At 68.9% G+C, this 19,331-nt stretch carries 15 protein-coding genes; 10 read left to right on the forward strand and 5 right to left on the reverse strand.

Features of this window, described 5'->3' with window-relative positions:
• Window position 1 precedes the first annotated feature (1 nt).
• Window positions 2-1,438, reverse strand: a complete 1,437-nt coding sequence (locus Q7C18_RS08225; protein WP_311024958.1) for a galactokinase family protein — start codon at window positions 1,436-1,438, stop codon at window positions 2-4.
• 199 nt (window positions 1,439-1,637) lie between these two features.
• Here Q7C18_RS08225 and Q7C18_RS08230 point away from each other — a divergent pair, with 199 nt between their 5' ends.
• The 3 genes from Q7C18_RS08230 to Q7C18_RS08240 all read left to right on the forward strand — a co-directional run bounded on the left by Q7C18_RS08230 (window position 1,638) and on the right by Q7C18_RS08240 (window position 4,948).
• The gene (locus tag Q7C18_RS08230; protein WP_070161354.1) at window positions 1,638-2,060 is read left to right on the forward strand and encodes an organic hydroperoxide resistance protein; all 423 of its coding nucleotides are present in this window, start codon (window positions 1,638-1,640) and stop codon (window positions 2,058-2,060) included.
• 599 nt (window positions 2,061-2,659) lie between these two features.
• Window positions 2,660-3,781 carry a pirin family protein gene (locus Q7C18_RS08235; RefSeq protein WP_311024959.1) on the forward strand — a complete coding sequence of 374 codons (1,122 nt, stop codon included), beginning with the start codon at window positions 2,660-2,662 and terminating at the stop codon, window positions 3,779-3,781.
• A gap of 627 nt (window positions 3,782-4,408) precedes the next feature.
• Window positions 4,409-4,948 carry an NAD(P)H-dependent oxidoreductase gene (locus Q7C18_RS08240; protein WP_311024960.1) on the forward strand — a complete coding sequence of 180 codons (540 nt, stop codon included), beginning with the start codon at window positions 4,409-4,411 and terminating at the stop codon, window positions 4,946-4,948.
• Between the two features lie 111 nt (window positions 4,949-5,059).
• On the opposite strand, the gene Q7C18_RS08245 is transcribed toward Q7C18_RS08240, so the two are convergent.
• The 3 genes from Q7C18_RS08245 to Q7C18_RS08255 all read right to left on the reverse strand — a co-directional run bounded on the left by Q7C18_RS08245 (window position 5,060) and on the right by Q7C18_RS08255 (window position 8,370).
• Window positions 5,060-6,235, reverse strand: a complete 1,176-nt coding sequence (locus Q7C18_RS08245) for a glycerate kinase (protein WP_311024962.1) — start codon at window positions 6,233-6,235, stop codon at window positions 5,060-5,062.
• 58 nt (window positions 6,236-6,293) lie between these two features.
• Window positions 6,294-7,385: a tartrate dehydrogenase gene (locus Q7C18_RS08250; RefSeq protein WP_311024963.1), complete on the reverse strand. Its 1,092-nt coding sequence runs from the start codon at window positions 7,383-7,385 to the stop codon at window positions 6,294-6,296.
• Between the two features lie 100 nt (window positions 7,386-7,485).
• Window positions 7,486-8,370: a LysR family transcriptional regulator gene (locus Q7C18_RS08255; RefSeq protein WP_311024964.1), complete on the reverse strand. Its 885-nt coding sequence runs from the start codon at window positions 8,368-8,370 to the stop codon at window positions 7,486-7,488.
• On the opposite strand from Q7C18_RS08255, the gene Q7C18_RS08260 reads away from it, so the two are divergent.
• Window positions 8,369-10,105: an SLC13 family permease gene (locus tag Q7C18_RS08260; RefSeq protein ID WP_311024965.1), complete on the forward strand. Its 1,737-nt coding sequence runs from the start codon at window positions 8,369-8,371 to the stop codon at window positions 10,103-10,105. The genes Q7C18_RS08255 and Q7C18_RS08260 overlap by 2 nt on opposite strands.
• Window positions 10,106-10,144: 39 nt before the next feature.
• Here the strand turns inward: Q7C18_RS08260 and Q7C18_RS08265 are convergent, their stop codons facing one another.
• Window positions 10,145-11,290, reverse strand: a complete 1,146-nt coding sequence (locus tag Q7C18_RS08265) for a mandelate racemase/muconate lactonizing enzyme family protein (RefSeq protein ID WP_311024966.1) — start codon at window positions 11,288-11,290, stop codon at window positions 10,145-10,147.
• 450 nt (window positions 11,291-11,740) lie between these two features.
• On the opposite strand from Q7C18_RS08265, the gene Q7C18_RS08270 reads away from it, so the two are divergent.
• The 6 genes from Q7C18_RS08270 (at window position 11,741) to Q7C18_RS08295 (ending at window position 19,331) form a co-directional block, all read left to right on the forward strand.
• Window positions 11,741-12,673: a carbohydrate ABC transporter permease gene (locus tag Q7C18_RS08270; RefSeq protein WP_070162302.1), complete on the forward strand. Its 933-nt coding sequence runs from the start codon at window positions 11,741-11,743 to the stop codon at window positions 12,671-12,673.
• 31 nt (window positions 12,674-12,704) lie between these two features.
• A complete protein-coding gene (locus tag Q7C18_RS08275) occupies window positions 12,705-13,637 on the forward strand; it encodes a carbohydrate ABC transporter permease (protein ID WP_311025118.1) in 933 nt (310 codons plus the stop codon).
• Between the two features lie 210 nt (window positions 13,638-13,847).
• On the forward strand, window positions 13,848-15,272 hold the full coding sequence (locus Q7C18_RS08280) for a Gfo/Idh/MocA family oxidoreductase (RefSeq protein WP_311024967.1): 1,425 nt from the start codon (window positions 13,848-13,850) through the stop codon (window positions 15,270-15,272).
• Window positions 15,273-15,295: 23 nt separating this feature from the next.
• The gene (locus Q7C18_RS08285; RefSeq protein WP_311024968.1) at window positions 15,296-16,213 is read left to right on the forward strand and encodes an NAD(P)-dependent oxidoreductase; all 918 of its coding nucleotides are present in this window, start codon (window positions 15,296-15,298) and stop codon (window positions 16,211-16,213) included.
• A 239-nt stretch (window positions 16,214-16,452) separates the two neighbouring features.
• Window positions 16,453-18,711, forward strand: coding sequence for an MMPL family transporter (locus Q7C18_RS08290; RefSeq protein ID WP_311024969.1), 2,259 nt, complete (start codon window positions 16,453-16,455; stop codon window positions 18,709-18,711).
• Window positions 18,711-19,331, forward strand: coding sequence for a TetR family transcriptional regulator (locus Q7C18_RS08295; protein ID WP_070162294.1), 621 nt, complete (start codon window positions 18,711-18,713; stop codon window positions 19,329-19,331). Before Q7C18_RS08290 ends, Q7C18_RS08295 begins: the two co-directional genes overlap by 1 nt.

Raw genomic sequence — 19,331 nt, forward strand, 5'->3', positions numbered from 1 at the left:
ATCACCCCACCACGCGCGCCGGCGCTGACGGCTCCACATGCAGGAACCGCGGAGCGGTGAAACCCTGCTCCTCGCACACTCGGGCCGCAGCTCCGATGACCGCATCCTCGCGGTCGCGGGGCACCAGTGCCAGCACCGAGCCGCCGAATCCGCCGCCGATCAGCCGTGCGCCCAGCGCCCCGGCCCCTGTCGCGGTCTCCACCAGGGCGTCCGCCGCCGGGAAGGAGACCTCGGCGTCGTCGCGCATCGAGGCATGCCCGGCGGTGAGGATCCGGCCCACCTCAACGGCCGCCGTCGTCGGCTCCAGCCCATCACCAGTGAGGATCCGGTCCAGCTGCTCAGATCGCAGCATCTCGGTCAGCGCATGTCGCAGTCGACGTCGGCATGCCGCCGTGCTGCGCCCTTCGAGAGCCTCTGCGTCTCCAGCCAGCCCCGCGCCCCCGGCCAGCTCATCGAATCGTGCGAGCGCGGCGTCGACGTCGCCCGCCTCCGGGCGCTCCGGCAGCAGATCCCGCAGCCGGTCCACACCGAGCATCCGCATCGCCGCCTCCGAGTCGGCGCGACGGTCGTCGAACTGCCCGTCGCCCAGCCAGTGGGCCTGCCGGGTGTCGATCGCCAGGAAGGCGTGCTCGGCAAGCAGCCCGTCCGCTGGCAGGCGCGCCACCGTGAAGTCCCGGCAGTCCAGGGACACCACATGTCCGGCCCGGCCCCGCAGGCTCACCGTCTGGTCCAGACCGCCGGTGCCCGCACCGACCACCTCCACCTCGGCGCGCATGCATGCCGCCGCGAGATGGGCGCGCAGCTCGTCATCCAGCGCCGCGTCCAAAGCGGTTCCAGGATTCGCCGCGCCCAGCGGGGTGGCCAGCGCGACGAACGCCAGCATCGCCGAGCACTCCAGCGCCGCGGAGGAGGACAGCCCGCCGCCGATGGGCAGGGTCGAGCAGATCAGCAGGTCCGCACCGAAGCCCCCCGGCACCGTCAACTCTGGGATGTCCTCGCCCAGCCGAGCCAGCGCCCACAGGGTGCCGGCCACATACCAGGTCCAGCCGGACACCTGGCCGGGCACCAGCGTGTGCACATCGGTGATCACCGGCGCCTCGCCGTCGTCGGCGCCCCCGGCGTCACCCCCGACGACGGCGTCCACCGCCGCGATGCTGAGGGTCTGCACGCCGGCGTCGAGCTCCGGGTCCATGGTGCGCAGCCGCAGCAGGCCGTCCTGCCGCGGGGCGGCGGCCACATAGGTGCCATGTGCCAGCGCCATCGGCAGGCACCGGCCCCCATGGAAGTCCACGTGCTCCCCGTTGAGGTTCGCCCGCCCCGGAGCGAACCAGACGCCGTCGGGATCCCGGCCGAACTCCTCGGCGAACCGGGTGCGGAGCCCCGCGCTGATGCGGTGCGGCTCCCCGGGGGAGAGGCGGGCGGCGTCGTCGGAATGCATGGTTCCCTATTCTGCCTGGCGGACTGCCCGGACACGGCATCGGTGACACGAGCCAGGTTCACCGGCGACGTCCCGCACCCGGGGAGGACTGGTTGAACAGCGCACAGCTCTGAGCGAATACCCGCACGAACCCCTGGTCAAGGCCGGACAGATGTGTTGTTCTGATGCAGGACTGATCGTCGACCGAGAGGAGATCACCATGGAGACCCTGTACACGGCGGAGGCCATCGCGACCGGGGGAGGCCGCAACGGCCACACCCGCACCGACGACGGCCGCGTCGATCTCGACCTGGCCGCCCCGAAGGCCATGGGCGGATCCGGCGAGGGCGCCAACCCGGAGCAGCTCTTCGCCGCCGGCTACGCGGCCTGCTTCCACGGCGCGCTGCAGCTCGTCGCCAGCCAGGAGAACGCCGAGCTGGGCGACTCCTCCGTGGGCGCCAAGGTCGGCATCGGCAAGCTGCCCGAGGGCGGTTTCGGCCTGGAGGTCACCCTCGAGGTGGTCGTGCCGGACCTGCCCCAGGACGAGGCGCAGAAGCTGGCCGACAAGGCCCACGAGGTGTGCCCCTACTCCAACGCCACCCGCGGCAACATCGAGGTCAAGGTCGTCGTCACCGACGACTGATCGACCCGCGAGGAGAAGCGCCCGCGCTTCCTCCGGACACGCTGTCGGCCCGTCTCCCTGATCAGGGAGACGGGCCGACGTCGTCTCAGCGGCGGTGGACCTCCAGTGCGGCCGATCCCTGAGGGATCGGGCACCTCCGCAGAGAGGAGGGGCCCGACCCGAAGACCCGCCAGCACCACTCCTGGTGGGCGGCGGCGACCTGAGGGGCCAGCGTCCAACGGTCCGAGGCGTCTGCGGGGGACGGAGGGGCCGCCTCGGTGCGGCTGATCCTATGCTGGCCGAAGGTCGACGCGACGGTTCCGGCGGGGACGGCCGACGGAACCACGGTCTCCGGGTCGGGGGACTGTGGGGTGATGAAGCTGTGGGGTGGTGCGGCTGTGGGGTGGTGCGGTCCACGAGCGTCGCAGGCCCGGCTTGGATGCGGACCAACCCGAGCGCTTGTGACCACCTGGGCACCAGGATGACCGCTCACTGTGAGAGTCTGATGAGAGAGGCGATGCCGTGGGGCTCTCGCCCTCGCGGTCCTCTCGGATACAGTGGAGATCATCAGATGATTCAAATCTGAATGACCATCGTGGTGGATCGTCGGAGGTGCCAGCATGAGCAACGTCGAGCGCTCCCCGCAGGAGCAGATCTGTGTCAACGGCCCCCAGGGCAGCCGCGGTCTGCGCGACGGCGTCGCCGTGGCCGACTCGGGGATCGAGATCCTCGAACCTCGGGAGGTTCCGCTCGGAGGGCCGCGGGCCATGACCGTCCGCCGGACCCTGCCCCAGCGTGCGCGCTCCCTGGTGGGAGCCTGGTGCTTCCTGGACTTCTACGGTCCCGACGAGGTCTCCGCCTCCACGCCGATGCGGGTGCCCCGCCATCCGCATACCGGGCTGGCCACGGTCTCCTGGCTGTTCTCCGGACGCATCGACCACCTGGACTCCGCCGGACACTGGGCCACCGTCCGCCCCGGGGAGCTGGCGCTGATGAACGCCGGGCGCGGCATCAGCCACTCCGAGTACTCCACGGAGGACACGACCGTGCTGCACGGCGCCCAGCTCTGGTTCGCGTTCCCGCAGGGGCACCGGTCCTCCGAGCCCTCCCTGGCGGCGCACCGCCCCGAGACCGTCTCCGGCCGGGGGTGGGAGGCGAAGGTCTTCCTGGGCGAGCTGCTCGGCAGCAGGTCGCCCGTGCCCACGCCTCTCCCGCTGACCGGCGCCGAGCTGCGCCTGGAGCCCGGTGCGAGCCTGGAGCTCACGATCCCCGCAGACCACGAGCACGGGCTGCTCCCGGTCTCCGGCCAGGTGCGCCTGGACGGCGCGGACGTCCCCGCCGACCATCTGGCCGTGGCCGACGTCGGACGCACCACTCTGCGGATCGAGGCCGGTGAGGAGCCCGTGGTGGCGCTGCTGCTGGGCGGGCGACCCCTGGGGGAGCAGATCGTGATGTGGTGGAACTTCGTGGGACGCAGCCACGAGGACATCGCCGCGTATCGGGCCGCCTACCAGTCAGAGATGGGATTCGAACCACCTCCCGCGGGTTCCCCGCTGCACCGGCACCTGCCCGAAGGTGAGTCGCTCGGAGCGCCGCTGAGCGGGGAGCTGCGCGACGCGCTCACCGGTGAGACCTACGACGACGGCCGCCCCTTCCCACAGTTCGGTGACTTCCCGCCGCACACCGCGCCGCCCCTGCCTGCACCGGCGCTGCCGACCACTCGCATGAAGCCCCGGGGCTGAGCAGTCCTCTGGGGCTGTCCCCGGCGATCGCGTCGTTGAACCTCGCGTCAGTGCGTGGGTTCCGGCCGACGTTCCGGAGGCATCGTGGTGTCCGGGGCGGGGCGTTCCGGCCAGCTGGAACGGGCGCTCGAGATGCGGACGGAATCTGTCCTCATCGCTCCGTAGCGTGAGATTCATGATTACTGCAGCACCCCGCCAGTCACCCCGACAGCCGCCCTCTCCGTCCTCCCCGCCAGCGGCTGCGCCGACAGCCGAAGCTCCTGCGTCTCCGCCGCGGGTTCCCGCGCCCCGGCCGAACGACCCTCCGTCCGAAGGGCCGGACGCTCCGCCCCGTCGGCAGGATCGCGCCGCACGCCGGGAGGCGCGGCGCCGTCGTCGGGCTCTGTCCCGCGAGGTCCGACTCGTCCGCGCTCGCGAGCAGGCCCTGCTGCGACTCGACGCCGAGCGGGCGGCCCGCGGGTGGCGCCTCGGGGGCTCCGGGGACTTCCGCTGGCTCTGAGCAGGGGCGACCGGGGGCCGACTTCGTCCTCGGCGCTCGCCGTCCCGTCACCTCTGCCCGTCACCTCTGCCCGTCTGCGGGGCCAGTCGTGCCAGACTGGCACCGTCGACGACGGGAAAGGAGCGCAGATGGCGCGGATCGGGTACATCGTGGGCAGCCTCGCGGAGGATTCGGTGAATCGGAAGCTCACCGAGGTGCTGGTGGCTCAGGCCCCGGAGCGGGCAGAGCTCACAGAGATCGACATTCGGCCCCTGCCGCTCTATGACCGGCACCTCGACGAGGACTTCCCTGCCGAGATGACTGCCTTCAAGGAGCAGGTCTCGGCCTGCGACGGCCTGCTGCTGGTCAGCCCGGAGCACAACCAGAGCTTCCCCGCTCCGGTGAAGAACGCGATCGACATCCTCACCCGACCCCCGCGGCAGGGCGTGCTGCGCGGCACACCGATGGGTATCGCCGGTGCCTCGCCCAGCAGGTTCGGGACCATCAACTCGCAGACCCAGCTGCGGACCTTCCTGCCGCTGCTCGGAGTCAAGCTCATGGGCACCCCGCTGATGGCGGTGCAGGTCACCGAGGACACCTTCGGCGACGCCGGCCCCGACGAGCAGCTCGCCACGCGCGCCGCGAAGTACATGGAGGCGCTCACCACCTGGGTGGAGCAGCACTCCTGAGCGGTTCACATGAGGTCTGCGCCGCGATGACCCCGCGGTTCGGGCCCTTCTGAGCGCTCAGATCCCCGGATAAGGGCCCGAACCGCAGAGGCACCTCGGCCGGGAGGGTGTTCAACGGCCGTGCGCCAGCAGTCCGCAGGCCTGCGCCGCGGTCTGGGTGATCAGCTCGGGTGCCCGCTCCAGCAGCTGGTCCAGCTCCGCAGCCCCGGGCGCGATGGAGAACGCCCCGGTCAGGCCAGCGTCCCGGCACTCGGCGGCGGTCAGCTTCACGGTGCCGGCGATGACGACGACGGCGGCACCCGCCGGCGCGTTGCGGCGCACCGCCTCCACGACCTTCCCACCCAGCGACTGGGAGTCCAGGGAGCCTTCGCCGGTCAGCACGATGTCGGCTTCGGCCAGTGACTCGGCCAGACCCACGGCCTCGCCCACCATCTGCGAACCCGGCACCACCTCGGCCCCGAGCAGGCTCACCAGTCCCACGGGGATGCCGCCGGCGGCCCCGAACCCGGCGGCCTCCCGATAGTCCTCGGCGGCAGCGCCGGTGTGGGCGGCGAGCACTCCTGCCAGGTGGGAGAGGCCAGCGTCGAGCGCAGCGACGTCGTCCTCATCCGCGCCCTTCTGCGGACCGAAGACGGCGGCTGCTCCGCGCTCACCGGTCAACGGATTGTCCACGTCCACGGCGATCCGCCACCGCACCTCGGCGGCGCGGGGATGCAGTCCGGAGACGTCCACTGCAGCGATCTCGGCCAGCCCCTGCCCGCCGGGCGCCACCGGGGCGCCTGCGTCGTCCAGGAACTCCACGCCCAGGGCGCGCAGCAGCCCGGTGCCTCCGTCGGTGCTGGCCGAGCCGCCGATGCACAGCAGGATCTCCTCCACCTGGGTGCCTCCGGGCGCGGTGTCCAGCAGGTGCTGCGCGATCAGCCCGACCCCGTAGGTGTCGGTTCGGCGCGGCTGCAGCGGCACATCGCTGACCTGCGGGAGGCCGTTGCCCTGCGCCGCCTCCAGCACTGCGGTCCGTCCGTCTGCCGAGCGGCCCACCAGGGCCGTGGCGGGTCGCCCGATGGCGTCGAGGACCTCCAGCTCCTCGGCCTCCTGTCCCCAGACCGCCAGCAGCGCCTCCAGGGTGCCTTCGCCGCCGTCGGCGAAGGGAAGTTCGGTGATCTGCGCCTGCGGGAACACCTCCCGAGCGCCGCGGGCCAGCGCGGCGGCGGCCTCGGCGGCGGTGGCGGAGCCCTTGAATGAGTCGGGGACGCAGACGACGTGAGGCATGCGAGTGACGTGTGTCATGAGCTGATCCTAGGACAACTGGTCGCGTCAGTTGCTTCCGTGACTCTGATGGGGATGCTCAGTTGAGTGAGTCGATCACTGCGTTCGTCACGTCTTGTGTCGTTGCGGATCCCCCGACGTCAGGAGTGAGAACTCCCCGTCGGCAGGTCTCCTCAATGCCGCGCTGGAGGCTCTTGGCGGCGTCGGGGAGACCCAGGTGATCCAACATCAGGGCTGCGGAGCCCAATGCGCCGATCGGGTTGCAGAGTCCCTTACCCGCGATGTTAGGAGCTGAACCATGGACGGGCTCGAACATGCTGGGGAATCTACGCTCCGGATTGAGGTTCGCGCTGGCCGCGAGTCCCAGTGATCCGGCCAGCGCGCTCCCCAGATCCGAGAGGATGTCGGCATTGAGATTGGATGCGACCACGACGTCGAGGTCCTCCGGATGGAGGATGAACTTCGCTGACATCGCGTCCACGAGGACGCTCTCCGTCTCGACGTCGGGGTAGTCGGCGGTCACGCGCTCGAACACCTCGTCCCACAGCACCATCCCGTACTGCTGCGCATTGCTCTTGGTGACACTGGACAGCTTCCTGCGTGGACGAGTGCGAGCCAGGTCGAAGGCGAACCGGATGATGCGTTCGCATCCCACCTCGGTGAATACGGCAGACTGCGTGGCGACCTCGCCCTGGCCGGGGCGACCGTTGAAGTTTCGTCCCCCGAACCCTGCGTACTCGCCTTCGGAATTCTCCCTGACCACCACCCAGTCCAGCGGCGTGGTGTCTGCCTTGCGCAGCGGGCTCTCCACGCCGGGGAGGAAGGTGACCGGTCGGACGTTCGCCCACTGGTCGAAACCTTGGCAGAGACGCAGTCGCAGGCCCCAGAGGCTGATGTGATCCGGCACGGTCGGCCATCCGACCGCCCCGAAGTAGATTGCGTCAGAGTCCGACACCTGGTCCGGTCCGTCCTCAGGCATCATGCGGCCATGCCGAGCGTAGTAGTCGCTTCCCCAGTCGAGCTCCCGCCAGGAGAACGAAAACTCGCCCTTGGATTCCCGGGCGAGCGTGTCGAGGACCGTGCGGCCGGCATCTACGACCTCCAATCCCACTCCGTCTGCGGGGATCGCGGAGATGTCGAAGGTTCGAGTGTCTGTGGTGGGTGTCGTCATGGTGGCTCCTGATGGGTCTGAGGTTCGTCCTGACCTCCAGTACACCCACGGCCCGCGCGACTGTCTAAGACGTGATCGCGATCAGGTTCATAGGCCTGTCTTATGTGTCGTTGTCCGAGTACTCCGCGGCGAGGGCCAGGAAGGAGCGCGCTCCAGGGGTGAGGTCCTGGGACCGGTGGACGGCCGCCACGTCCAGGTGCGCGGCCGGGGCGATGCCCCGAACCCGACACCCGGCGGCGAGTGCGAGGTCCTTCCACGATTCGGGCATCACAGAGTGGCCGAGCCCGGCGAGGATAAACGGCAGGAGAGAGGTGCGGTGCGTGACTTCTGCGACGACGCGCAGGCTGTTGCCTTCGGCGAGAACTTCGTCCACCAGTTGGCGCATCAGGCTGCCTCGGGTGGATACGACGAAGTTCAGGCCCTCGAGCTCCTCTCGCCGAACTGTGCCCTCGCCCTCTGTCCCTGGAGGTGAGATGAGGATCAAGGGCTGGCGTTCCAGAGGCAGGAATTGCAGGTCGGCCGTGGCGGGCCGCCCCGATGAGCCCAGCAGGCCGATCTCGGTGGCTCCTGATCGGACCGACTCGACGACTTCGTCAGGTGTGAACGCCGCCGCGACCGAGATGGTCATGCCGGGGTGACGTTGGCGGAATCGGGTCGTCAGCGTGGTCAACGGTTCGATGGCGGGTGACGGCATGGCGACGAGGTCGACGGCCCCGTGATCGAGGTGCCTCGTCGAGCTCACCGCATCTCGAGCGACCTCCAGATCACGCAGAACCCTCCGGGCCGGATTGACGAGTTGGCGGCCAGGGTCGCTGAGCGTCACGCCTCGACCCGCTCGATGGAAGAGCCTGATTCCGAGGTCTCGTTCCAGCTGTTTGATCGCCTGCGAGAGCGAGGGCTGTGACAGGTGCAACGCTGCCGCAGCGCGCACGAACCCGCCATGGTCGACTACGGCGAGAAAGTAGGTCAGAAGCCGAGCATCCATGCACTCTCCTATAAGCGTTGCCTATGCCTGCCACAACGAAGATATCTTAGACGTGATCTGTCTCACTCCCTCAGGGTGTACTGCAACACCTGTCGAGTCAGAGGAGAGCAGCATGAGAGATGTCAGCGATACGCGGTTGAAGGTTCGGGTCTCGGAGCCTTCTGATGAACCGTCTCGCAACGGTCGGTCTCAGGAAGGGCCGGCGACAAGTTCATCTGATGGGTCTCCGCAGCGTCAGACAGGGAGACTGCGGCGAGCTGTTGGGTTCATTCTGGCCCCCGTGGCCGCTGCCGTCGTGTGGCTCGCCCCCTTGGGCATCGAGCCTCACCAGCAGAGTCTCGGCGCCGTGCTGGCTGCGGTCATCATCCTTTGGTTCTGCGAGTCCGTGCCTATTCCGGTCGGGGGTCTCATCGGCGTCGCTGCGATCGTGCTCGTCGGTGTGGCCCCTGCCGATGAGGTCCTGGCGCCCTTCGGCTCGACGACGATATTCACCTTCATCGGGGCCTTCATCCTCGCTCAGGCCATGCTGAAGCATGGAGTTGCCCAACGCCTCGCCTACTTCGTCTTGTCGCTTCCGGGCGTCGGCACGTCCACGGTGCGGATCATCGTCGCCTTCGGCGTGATCACCGCACTGCTCTCCGCCTTGATATCGAATACAGCGACAGTGGCCATGCTGCTGCCCACCGCACTGGGAATTCTGGCTGTCATCGCCAAGATGCTCGAGGACAAGGGCATCGTGAAGGCTGGGTTCGACGCGACCCGCCTGCGCGTGGGTACTGCGCTGATGCTGATGCTGGCCTACGGGGCCGGTGTCGGTGGCCTCCTGACGCCAGTAGGTGCCCCGCCGAACCTGATCGGTCGAGGACTGATCGAAGAGGCCACCGGCGAAAGGATTTCCTTCGCGTCGTGGATCGGGGCCGCAGCGCCGGTCTCGATCATCATGTTCGGGGTTCTTCTCCTGGTTCTCCTGCTGGTCAACCGACCAGAGGTCAGGCGGATCGAAGGAGTCGAGGCGTACATCGCCGAGAAGCGGGCTGAGCAGGGGCGCATCTCTCGCGCCGAGTGGAACACCATCATCGCCTTTGGGCTGACTGTCGGGCTGTGGCTCTTGCCCTCGGTGGTCGGTGTCATCGCAGGGATGAACTCTGCGGTCTACGAGTTACTCGATGTGCGGCTGAATGAGGGCATCGTGGCGGTCATCGGCGCGTCACTGCTGTTCCTGCTCCCGACTCGCTGGCGCAGAGGAGCAGCGACGCTGGCGTGGTCGGATGCGGCGAAGATCGACTGGGGCACCATCATCCTGTTCGGCACCGGCATGATCTTCGGCACGATGCTCAGCAGCACGGGCCTGGCCGAAGCGATCGGACGAGGACTGTTCGAAGGGTTGGGCGTGGCATCCCCGTTCATGATCACGGTGCTGGCCGCAGGACTGGCCATGCTGATCTCGGAGACCACGAGCAACACAGCGAGTGCCACGGTGGTGGTCCCCATCGTCCTGCCCCTTGCGCTCGCCGCAGGCGTCGACCCTGTCATTCCGGCAATGGCGGCGACCCTTGGGGCGTCCTTCGGATTCATGCTCCCCGTGGCGACTCCGCAGAATGCGATCGTCTATGGCTCAGGCTGCGTCCCGATCACGAAGATGGTGAAGAGCGGGATCGGCATGAACATCCTGGGTGGGCTCGTCCTGGTCACCGTGCTGCCGTTCACGGCGAGCCTCATGGGTATCGGCGGCTGATTCAGCGGCTGATCGACCCCGTGGCTCATGCGCATGACTCTACGACGCCTCGACCACGGCCCGGCGCATCAGATGATCGGCCAGCACCTGCTCATCCGGGGTGAAGCCCAGGCCAGGCTCCTCGCTCAGGGTGATCGTCGGACCGGCGCCGTGCAGGCGATGTAGCCGCTGCGGCCACTGCAGGAACGGCACCTCCAGCTGGACGTCCTGGCCCAGGGCGGCGATCAGCTCCGCCGAGGCGTTCAGTGCCGGACCGTAGTAGAAGCAGTGTGGGACGACGGCGACACCGGTCTCCCGCCCGGCGGCGAACACCTCCTGCATCGCGGAGATCCCGCCGATCTTGCCCACACTCGGCTGGGCGTAGGACACTGCACCGGCGCGCATCTGCTCGACCATGCCGTGGACCCCGGAGGCGTTCTCCCCGGCAGAGATCCGGCCGTGGGCGGCATTGAGCCTGGTCAGGACGCCGGTGTCGTCGGGCGGGAACACCGGCTCCTCCAGCCAGAGCAGATCGGCCTCGGCGAAGTCCTCGAGCGCCTGGGCGGCGCCGGCCTCGTCCCACCGGCAGTTCACATCCGTCATCAGGGCAGCCTCCGGGCCGGCCTGGGTCCGGGCGGCGATGACGGCTGGGGCCGTCGACTCGTGCAGCTTGAACGAGCGGTATCCCGCCTGCTGGGCGCGCCCGATGTGGTGCGCGACCTCCACCGGGTCCTCCCCGTAGTGGACCAGGGAGGCGTAGCAGTCGATGGTGTCCCGGGCCTGGGGGTCCAGCAGGCGGCGCAGCGGGACCCCGGTGCGCTGCGCGGTGAGGTCCCACAGCGCGGTGTCCACTGCAGAGAGCGCATAGTGGACCGGCCCGGTCCGCCCGAACGCATGGAACGCGTATTCCGCTTCGTGGCGGACGGCCTGCGGATCGGCGGCGCGTCCCAGGTGGAACGGTCCGACGATCTCCTCCAGGGCTGCCCACGTGGCCGGGTTGCTCCGATGTCCGAACGCCTCGCCCCAGCCCACGTGGCCGTCGGAGTCGGTGACCTTCACCATCAGTGCCTCCATGCGGGTGAAGGTCTGGGAGGAGGCGTTGTACTCGTCGACGGACTCCTCGCCCGTGACGCGGCGCGCCGCGGAGAACGGCAGGGCGGTGAGCAGCATCTCGAGGCGGGCGACGGTGGGCTGGCTGAGGCTCATGGCTCTCCTGGGCGGATTCGGCGGGGGATCGGCGGGGGATCGGCGGGGCGAGCGGGCACCGGCCTCGCAGCGGCCAGGGGCGGCGGAGCCGCGCGACGACGGCGTCTTTGAGCCTAGTGCCGCAGGGTGATGCCGTCCACGGTGGGTGCTGCATGGATTGATGCCGGAAAGGCATCATAAAAATCGATTCAATCCCTCCTGCCCGGCATTGCGCGGATGTGCGCGTGTTCACCTGGGCCGCGCTGCCCGCCGGGACCCGATCCGCGCGGTTCAGGGCCAGAGTACGGACTCCGGTGTGCTTGACCTCACAATGTGGCCTCACTTACCGTTGACGGAACGTACCTGGAAAGCGATTTCCCAAAGTTTCGAGGAGGCAGCCATGCTGTCCCAGTCGCAGAGCAGCGACCCCGCCGCGGAGCACCGCCGCACGGCGGGGCGGGAGGTGACGCCATGAGTGTCGTCGCCGAACTCCAGCAGCTCAAGAAGGCCCCTCAGGGGCAGCGCAAGCGGAGGCACAAGGACAACAAGGCAGGGCATCTGTTCCTGCTGCCGTGGACCATCGGTCTGTTCGGCATCACCCTCTTCCCGATGGCCGCCTCGCTGTACCTGGCGTTCACGAACTACAACCTGCTCCAGCCGCCCGAGTGGATCGGCATGGACAACATCACCCGGATGATGGGCGATGACCGCCTGCACAACGCCATCCAGGTGACCTTCACCTACGTGTTCGTCGGAGTGCCCATCCAGTTGGCGGTGTCGCTGGCCATCGCGATGCTGCTGGACCGCGGCATGCGCGGGCTGGCGTTCTACCGCTCGGTGTTCTACCTGCCCTCCATGCTCGGCTCCTCGGTGGCCATCGCCGTGCTGTGGCGCCAGATCTTCGGCCACTCGGGTCTGATCAACCAGCTGCTGGGCATGGTCGGCATCGAAGGTCAGGGTTGGGTGTCCAGCCCGGACACCGCGTTGGGCACGCTGATCATCCTCCACGTGTGGACCTTCGGCGCCCCGATGGTGATCTTCCTGGCCGGCCTGCGGCAGATCCCGGACATGTACTACGAGGCCGCCTCGATCGACGGTGCGGGCAGGATCAAGCAGTTCTTCACCATTACGATCCCGCTGCTGACCCCGATCATCTTCTTCAACCTCGTGCTGCAGCTGATCGGCGCTTTCCAGAACTTCACCCAGGCGTTCATCGTCTCGGGCGGATCCGGAGGCCCGGCCGACTCCACGCTGTTCTACACGCTCTACCTCTACCAGCAGGGCTTCGGCCGGTTCGACATGGGTTACGCCTCGGCGATGGCCTGGCTGCTGGTCCTGATCATCGCGGCGATCACCGCCATCAACTTCTGGCTCTCCAAGTATTGGGTGCACTACGATGACTGATTCTCCTCAGACCACCACCGGCGCGTCCACGATGAGCCGCGCCGACGCCGCCAAGTCCGACGCCACCGCCGCGCTGGCCGGGGCGAGCTCCATCGCCTCGGAGGACCGGGCGCCGATGAAGTCCGTCTCGCCGGCCCAGCGCGCGGTCAAGGCCACCGTCAAGCACATCGTCATGATCGCCGCCTCGCTGGCGATGATCTACCCGCTGCTGTGGATGCTGGTCTCCTCCCTGCGCCCCAACGAAGCGATCTTCCGCGAGCCGGGCATCCTGCTCACCACGCTGGAGTTCAACAACTACGTGCAGGGCTGGAATGCGCTGAGCCACCCGTTCAGCCACTTCCTGTGGAACTCGGCGATCGTCGTGTTCGCCTCCATCCTGGCCAACCTCATCGCCTGCTCGATGGCGGCCTACGCCTTCGCCCGGTTGGACTTCAAGTTCAAGATCCCGATGTTCGCGGCGATGCTGCTGACCATCATGCTGCCGGTGCACGTGGTGATCATCCCGCAGTACATCCTCTTCTCGAACCTCGGCTGGGTGAACACGTTCCTGCCGCTGATCGTGCCGAAGATCCTCGCCACGGACTCCTTCTTCATCTTCCTGATGGTGCAGTTCATCCGCGGCATCCCGAAGGACCTGGACGAGGCGGCCCGGATCGACGGCGCCGGCCACATCCGGATCTTCTTCCAGGTGATCCTGCCGCTGATGGTCCCGGCCCTGGCGACCACCACCATCTTCACCTTCATGTGGACGTGGAACGACTTCTTCAGCCAGCTGATCTTCCTGACTTCACCGGACATGTACACCGTGCCGCTGGCGCTGCGGGCCTTCATCGACTCCACCGGCGAGTCGAACTGGGGCGGCATGTTCGCCATGTCGATCATCTCGATCCTGCCGCTGTTCCTGATCTTCCTGTTCGGTCAGCGGTTCCTCATCAAGGGCATGGCCACCACCGGCATCAAGTGATCCGCCCGACCGTGCGACGGTCGTCCGCCGCTGCCTGCGGCGGGCGGCCGTCGTCGGCGTCTGCGGGGTGGATGCCCACGCGGCACATGTGCCATCCACGGAAGGCATGGGCGGATCGCTTCTCATTCCCCGCCGACACGGCAAGACTGCTGGGGAGGACCTCCCCGGACGCACACCACCTGTTCACCGCATGAAGGAGCTGGCTCACCCGTGAGCACTGAGAACGCCCGCACCCGCTACGTGATCATCGGCATGGGCAGCCGGTGCAGGATGTATACCGACGCGATCGCCGGCCCCCACGCCGACGTCGCCGAGCTCGTCGCCCTGGCCGACACCAACCCCGGCCGCGTCGAGTACCACCGCAGCCGCATCCGCGAGGAGCACGGCGCCGACGTCGCCACCTTCGACCCTGCCGCGCTGACCTCCGTCATCCAGGAGCAGCGCATCGACCGGGTCATCATCACCAGCCCGGACTTCACCCACGCCGACTACATCGTGGAGTCCCTGCAGGCCGGGGCCGACGTCGTCGTGGAGAAGCCGCTGACGGTGGACGCCGAGTCAAGCGCCCGGATCGCGCGCACCGTGGAGGCCACCGGGCGCGAGGTCATCGTGACCTTCAACTACCGGTACTCCCCGCGCAACACCGCGCTGAAGGCCGCGATCCTCGAAGGCCGGATCGGGCAGGTGACCTCCATCGACTTCACCTGGGTGCTGGACACCGTCCACGGTGCGGACTACTTCCGTCGCTGGCACCGGGTCAAGGAGAACTCCGGCGGACTGCTGATCCACAAGGCCAGCCACCACTTCGACCTGGTCAACTGGTGGCTCGCCGACGTCCCGGAGCGCATCTATGCCTCCGGCGGGCTGAAGTTCTACGGGGCGAAGAACGCCGCCGCCCGCGGCATCGCCCCCGCCGAGCGCGGCACCCGCGAGGGCTCGTCAGCCGACCCCTTCGCCCTGGACCTGCGCACCGACGAGACCCTGCAGAAGCTCTACCTGGACAACGAACACCACGACGGCTACATCCGTGACCAGGACGTCTTCGGCGAGGGCATCACCATCGAGGACAACCTCGCGCTGATCGTGGACTACACCCGCGGCGCGGTGCTGAACTACTCGCTCAACGCCCACGCCCCCTGGGAGGGGTACCGGGTGGCGGTCAACGGCACCGAGGGCCGGCTGGAGCTCGACGTCGTGGAGCGGGCCGCTGTGCTGCCCGCCTCCGGCGGCTCCCCGGTGGATCCCTCGGTGGCCGACGACGGCCGGTCCGGGGCGGTGCGCTCCAAGGGTGAGCGCCTGGTGCTGCAGCGCCACTGGGGCGAGGCCGAGGAGCTGGAGATCGTCCAGGGTGAAGGGGCCCACGGCGGCGGCGACCGGTTGCTGCTGGCCGACATCTTCAACGGTCCCGGCGAGGACCCGTACGCCCGCCCCGCCGGTCTGGTGGACGGCATCCAGGCCATCGCCGTCGGCGTCTGCGGCAACCGCTCCCTGCAGACGCGCGGCCCCGTGACGGTGGCCGAGGTGGAGCTGGGGCTGGCCTCCGGGGATGCCTCGGGGACTGCCTCCGGGGCGATGCCACGGGCGCTCGCGCCGACGCCGCCGTCGCGCACTGAGCAGGGACTGAGCAGGGACTGAGCAGGGGACCGATGAGGACAGCCATGGCAGAACGCATCATCGTCACCGGCGGTTCCGGGCGGCTGGGCCGCAGCGTGGTGGCCGGGTTCGCCGAGACCGAGCATGAGGTCATCAGCGTGGACCGGGAGCTGCCCGTCGAGCCCGTCGCCGGGGTCGACCACCGCAGCATCGACCTGCTCGACGCCGAGGCCACGGCCGCCCTGTTCGCGGAGATCGCCCCGACGGCGGTGGTCTCCCTGGCCGCGATCGCGGTGCCGTTCAGCGCGCCGGAGGATGTGATCCTGAAGACCAACGCCGGCATCGCGCACAACGTGACCGCCGCGGCGGTGGCGGCCGGTGCCACGAAGGTGGTCATCGCCTCCAGCCCCTCGATCATGGGTTACGGGGCGCCGGCCGGCTGGGTGCCTCCGAGGCTGCCCCTGGACGAGGAGGTGCCGCCTCAGCCGTGGCACGCCTACGGGCTGAGCAAGCACGTGGCCGAGCAGGTGGCCGCGATGTTCGCCCAGCAGACTGATGAGGTGACGTTCGTGTCCTTCCGGCCGTGCTACGTCATCGCTCCGGAGGAGTGGGAGGGTGCACCCACTCAGCAGGGGCACACGCTCACAGAACGCCTGGATGACCCGGCGCTGTCCGCCGTCGCGATGTTCAACTACGTGGACGCCCGGGACGTCACCGACTTCCTGCTGACGCTGTTGGCCAAGATCGACCAGGTCGAGAACGGTTCCGTGTTCTTCGTGGGGGCGAAGGATGCGCTCGCGCGCCGGCCTCTGGCCGAGCTCATCCCGGAGCATTTCCCGGACCTGGCGCATCTGGCCGGAGATCTCACCGGGGACGCCCCGGCGTTCTCCATCGAGAAGGCCCGCCGAGTGCTCGGCTGGGAGCCCAGGCGCTCCTGGCGCACCGAGCTGGTCGGGGAGCGGGACGGGCTGGTCGGGCACTAGGGCTGCCCGCCCCGGGCATGACCACGTCTGTCCCGACATATGACCGCATCTTTCCCCGTGGCGTTCGTTCGTACCCGTGGTATTCCGCGAGGACGAACGAACGCCGCGGGGACGAACCGGTGGGCAGGGCGGCGGGAGCCGGTCGGCCTGAACGGTACTGAATTCATCAGGCGTTGAAAAATGAATGACCGAGTCCTACCCTGAAATTCATCACACGATGAAATTCAGGAGAGGACGTCATGGCGCGCATCCTGGAGACGCTCCTCGCGGCAGTGATCGGCCGCCCGAAGTCCGCGTTGACCGCACTGCTGGTGGTGACCCTCGGCTTCATCGCCGCCGCGTCGCTCAACGACGTCGAGGTCGACATCACCCAGCTCGGGCGCGAGGACTCCGTCACCGTGGAGACCATGACCCGCGTGCAGCAGGAGTTCGACGACCCCTCCGCCGTCGTGCAGGTCATCGTGGACGCCGGTTCTGACGGGGACATCCTGACCTCAGAGGGACTGGCCGAGGTGGGCGAGGTGCAGGAACACGTGGCCGATGAGCTGGGGGACGATCTGCGAGAGCCTGCCGCCGGAAGGCCGGCCCTGCTCTCGCTGCCGGTGCTGCTCGGGCTCGATGAGCGGACCCCGACGGAGGATGACGCCCAGGACGCGGGGGAGCGGCTCCGTTCCGTCGCGGCTCAGCCGCAGGCCGCCGCCCTGATCTCCGGGGACTACGACGCCGACTCCGGCAGCGCGCGGGCCACGGTCATCGTCGCGTTCCTCCGGGAGTCCCTCAGCGAGCAGGATCGCACGCAGGCCGCGCTGCGGGTTCAGGAGGCCGTGGCCGAGACCGGTGATCAGCAGGTCGTCGTCTACAGCCAGGGGCTGTTCGTGGAGGGCATGCTCGACGCTGTCCGCGGCGAGGCGCCCGTGCTGTTCCTGGTGGCGCTGTTGGCGGTCCTGGTCCTGCTGGCGGTGACGTTCCGGTCGGCTCTGGTCGTCGGAGTCGGTCTGATCGGTCTGGCGATGACGGTGGTCTGGACCTTCGGGCTGGCCGGTCTTCTCGGACCTCAGGGGCTGGGCTGGATCGGGCCGCTCTCTCAGTTGGCGATCATCGTCCCCATCCTGCTGGTCGGGCTGGGCATCGACTTCGCGGTGCACCTCATGGCCCGCTTCCGTGAGCTCTCTGCGCAGGGGGCTGCACCCTCCCCGGCCGCCTCCGGGGCTGTTCGCGCGGTCGGCCCTGCCCTGGCCATCGCCGCGGTCACCACCGGCGTGGGATTCGGCGCGACGGCGACCGCGCCACTTCCCCTGCTGGCCACCTTCGGAGTCCAGGTGGCCCTGGGGATCCTGTGCGCCTTCCTGGTGATGATCATCCTGGTTCCCGCGACCCAGGCTCTGTGGGGACGGCGCCTCGCCGCGGCGTCTGCCAGGCGCCGCCGGCGGGACTCGGGCGCCCAGCCCACAGGGCGCGAGAGCGCGCGGCCGTCCTCGGGCGTCCTGACCCGCGCGGCGGTCCGCACCGCTGATCGGAGGCCGCTGGCCGGTCTCGTCGTGGCATTGATGCTCATCGGCCTGGCCGTCCTGGCCTCCTTCCGCCTGGACACCCAGTTCGACAGGAGTGACTTCCTCCCTGAGGGGTCCGACATCGAGGCGACCCTGGCGCACCAGGAGGAGCTCTTCGGGTCCCAGATCACCGAGGCGACCTTCGTCCTCATCGACCCGCCGGACACCCGTGCCGATCTCGGGTCGGCGCTCGACAGGGCCAGCCAGCAGGTGGCCGAGGTCGAGGGTGTGCGGGTCTCGGGCGGAGAGGCGCAGATCATGGCGCGTCAGGCCGCCGAGTCGGACACTCTGCTCTGGCAGATCCGGACCACCGCCGGCGACGGCGGAGCGGAGCAGCTGGCCGAGGACCTGGCTGCCGCGCTGGACCCCGTCACGCAGCAGGGGGCAGAGGTGTCGATCTCCAGCGAGCCGATGGTGGTCGCCGAGATGAACCGGGATCTCGCCGAGTTTCAGGTGAGGTCCATCCTGCTGACGCTGAGCATCGTGACCGTGCTGCTCATGGCCACCTACCGGCTGTGGCGTCGTCGAGCCGTGCTCGGGGTGATCGCCATGATCCCTGCGGTGACGAGCGCAGCAGGGGTGATCGCCATGATGTGGGTGCTGGGCATCGACCTCAACGTGCTCAGCGCGACGCTGACGGCCATGGCGATCGGGATCGGCGTCCCCTACGGCGTCCACGTGGTGAACCGCTTCCTCCAGGAGCTGCCCATGAGCGCTCCCGAGGGAGCGGTCTCCTCCACCGTGGGGACCACCGGGGCAGCGCTGACCGGATCCGCCGTCACCACCTTGGGGGCGCTCCTGGTCCTCTCCTGGTCTGCCCTGGTGCCGATCCAGACCCTTGGTAGGCTCGGTGCCGTCGCGATCGTCGTCGCGCTGGTCGCCGGCGTCTTCGTCACTCCGGGGGCGCTCGTGCTGTGGGCCCGCCGAGCGGGCGGAGGGGAGTCCTGATGGACGCTGACGCCGACCCTGACCCTCAGCCCGGTGAGTCGGCCCGCTACGGCAAGGGGCGCCGTGCCGGCCGGCCCGACACGAAGGGTCAGATCCTCGCGGCCGCCCGTGAGAGCTTCGCCGAGGCCGGCTACGAGAAGGCGTCCCTGCGCGGCATCGCTGCCCGCGCCGGAGTGGACCCCGCCCTGGTGCATCACTATTTCGGCACCAAGGAGAAGCTGTTCGCCGCCGCGGTGGACGTGCCCTTCGATCCGCAGGGCGTCGCCGCCGCGGTGCAGGAAGCTCCGCTGGAGCTGCGCGGCCGTCGGCTGGTCCACGTCTTCCTCGGCGTCTGGGATGATCCGGTGCGCCGCGCACCGCTGCTGGCCCTGCTGCGCGCCGCCATGTCCCAGGACTCCGCCTCTGCCCTGCTGCGCGGCTTCGGACGGCGCGTCATGGTGGCCCGGATCGCCCAGGGCATGACCGGGGAAGATCGTGAGCTGCGGGCTGAGGCCGCCGTGGCTCAGCTCTTCGGACTGGTGATCGCCCGCCACGTGCTGCGCATCGAGCCGATGGCCTCCGCATCCGTCCAGGAGCTGGAGGACCTCGTCGGCCCGGTGATCCAGCAGTACTTCGACTGA

Source organism: Nesterenkonia sp. CL21 (assembly GCF_031705515.1).
GTDB classification, from domain to species: Bacteria; Actinomycetota; Actinomycetes; order Actinomycetales; family Micrococcaceae; genus Nesterenkonia; species Nesterenkonia aethiopica.